The organism is Shigella sp. FC1544, from assembly GCF_001722145.1.
Lineage (GTDB): Bacteria > Pseudomonadota > Gammaproteobacteria > Enterobacterales > Enterobacteriaceae > Escherichia > Escherichia coli.
In genome coordinates this window covers 1-1,932 of record NZ_MECT01000250.1, presented here as the reverse complement: position 1 = coordinate 1,932, position 1,932 = coordinate 1, and the positions used below count along the sequence as shown (strand labels likewise).

2 protein-coding genes and 2 pseudogenes are annotated in these 1,932 nt (G+C 42.5%); all 4 read right to left on the bottom strand.

From position 1 onward, the window contains the following. A pseudogene (gene ipaH9.8 / locus BGK49_RS13410) lies at nt 1-766 on the bottom strand (T3SS effector E3 ubiquitin-protein ligase IpaH9.8); the annotation flags it as partial. Nucleotides 767-1,027: 261 nt separating this feature from the next. Further along, nucleotides 1,028-1,123, bottom strand: a pseudogene (locus BGK49_RS27055) (transposase domain-containing protein); the annotation flags it as partial. Nucleotides 1,124-1,158: 35 nt separating this feature from the next. Continuing rightward, entirely contained in the window at nt 1,159-1,464 is a 306-nt protein-coding gene (ccdB, locus tag BGK49_RS13405) for a type II toxin-antitoxin system toxin CcdB (protein WP_001159860.1), read from the bottom strand. A 1-nt stretch (nt 1,465) separates the two neighbouring features. After that, on the bottom strand, nt 1,466-1,684 hold the full coding sequence (ccdA, locus tag BGK49_RS13400; protein WP_000813626.1) for a type II toxin-antitoxin system antitoxin CcdA: 219 nt from the start codon (nt 1,682-1,684) through the stop codon (nt 1,466-1,468). Nucleotides 1,685-1,932: the final 248 nt, after the last annotated feature.

The window sequence follows — 1,932 nt, the reverse complement described above, 5'->3', positions numbered from 1 at the left end:
CAGCCAGGGGGCGATGGAGTGTATTCTGTTGTCCGTCACTCATGGAGAAGTAAATCTGCGGGCCGTGGTAGTCCGGCGAAGAGGTTAATCTTTGCAGGGCTTGCAGAGCATGGGATGATAATGGGTTATCACTAATATGTATTGAACATTCATTCCTCAGATTAAGAATGCTTTCCGGGATATGACTTATCTGATTTCTATCAAAAAAATACTCTCTGACAACGGGATTATTTCCCTCAGAAAATGCTGGTAGCTCAGTGAGGAAATTACGGGTCGCTCTGAGATTTTTAAGAGCCTGTGGGAGCGATGGTAAGGAGACTATTTCGTTATAGCTGATATTCATAGTCAATAACGAATCGGGTAAAGCTGGCAGGTTTTCCAGCTCATTGTGTTGTACCTGAAGTGACTCCAGCGCAGGAGGTAGCACGGGCAATTCTGATAATTTATTGCTGGCGGAATATAATTTTTTTAGCGTAACAGGCAGTTCAGGTAGGTTAGTTAATTGATTATATGATACATTGAGCAGCGTTATCTGAGCTGGTAAGTTGTCAGGTAGCGAGGACAGATTTAAACGGTCCAGTCGAAGTTCATCGGAATTATTGATAAGACATTCTTTAAGTCGGGAGACAGCCTCATCACGCTCTTCACCGGGGAGCGCTTGTTTTTCCCATTTATCCCATGCTGAAAAGTAATCAGCATATGTACCGGAAATAGTGTTATAAAAAGAATTTTGGGGCAATGAAAAGTTATTATTTATCGGTAACATGATGGGCATCCAGTTAAAGCCGGTGGACAAATGGCTTTGTTAAAAGAAATAAGCAGGAGTTTTTATGAAGTTCATTCCATGAAATGAACTTCAGCACTTTTTTATTATAATAAGGATAAACAAAATTGGCTGTAAAAAAACGATACTGTTTCAGTTAACCGTGAATGGCCTGTTTGCACCGTATTGTTCTTATTTTTCGGTTAGTTAAACATCGTACTTCATATTTGAACGGTAAGCGGCTCGTCAGAACCGTATTGATATTTACTGAGAGGTCAGATCAACTTTCCAGGGCAACAGATCGCGTACCCGGTTTGCCGGCCAGTCTTGGATATGCTCAATGACGTAACGCAGCCATTTTGTCAACGCCACGATTTTTGACCCTAGCCTGACATTTATATTCCCCAGAACATCAGGTTAATGGCGTTTTTGATGTCATTTTCGCGGTGGCTGAGATCAGCCACTTCTTCCCCGATAACGAAGATCGGCACACTGGCCATATCAGTGGTCATCATGCGCCAGCTTTCATCCCCGACATGCACCACCGGGTAAAGCTCACGGGAGACTTTATCTGACAGCAGGCGGGCACTGGCCAGGGGGATCACCATCCGTCGTCCGGGCGTGTCAATAATGTCACTCTGTACATCCACAAACAGACGATAACGACTCTCTCTTTTATAGGCGTAAACCTTAAACTGCATTTCACCAGTCCCTGTTCTCATCGGCAAAAGAGCCGTTCATTTCAATAAAACGGGCGATCTCAGCCATCCCCTGCTGATTTTCAGCCTGCCAGCGTTCCGCACGCAGACGGCGGGCCTCTTTTTGCATGGCCGTATTTACCAGGCCTGAGATATTCACGTTTGCGGATTTAAGTAACTGATAGCTGTCACTGTCTATAGTGACAGTAATACGCTGCTTCATGATAAGCCCTCAAAAACATACTTATGATATGTATATGAGTATATATTAATGGTACAAACCATCAATATCCATAAAAAGTACACCATTAATTCACTATAAGTTTTTAATACAATTTTTTCTGCTGCGATTTTTTTATACGATAATTAGCATACTAGACTGGCCCCCTGAATCTCCAGACAACCAGTATCACTTAAATAAGTGATAGTCTTAATACTAGTTTTTAGACTAGTCATTGGAGTACAGATGAT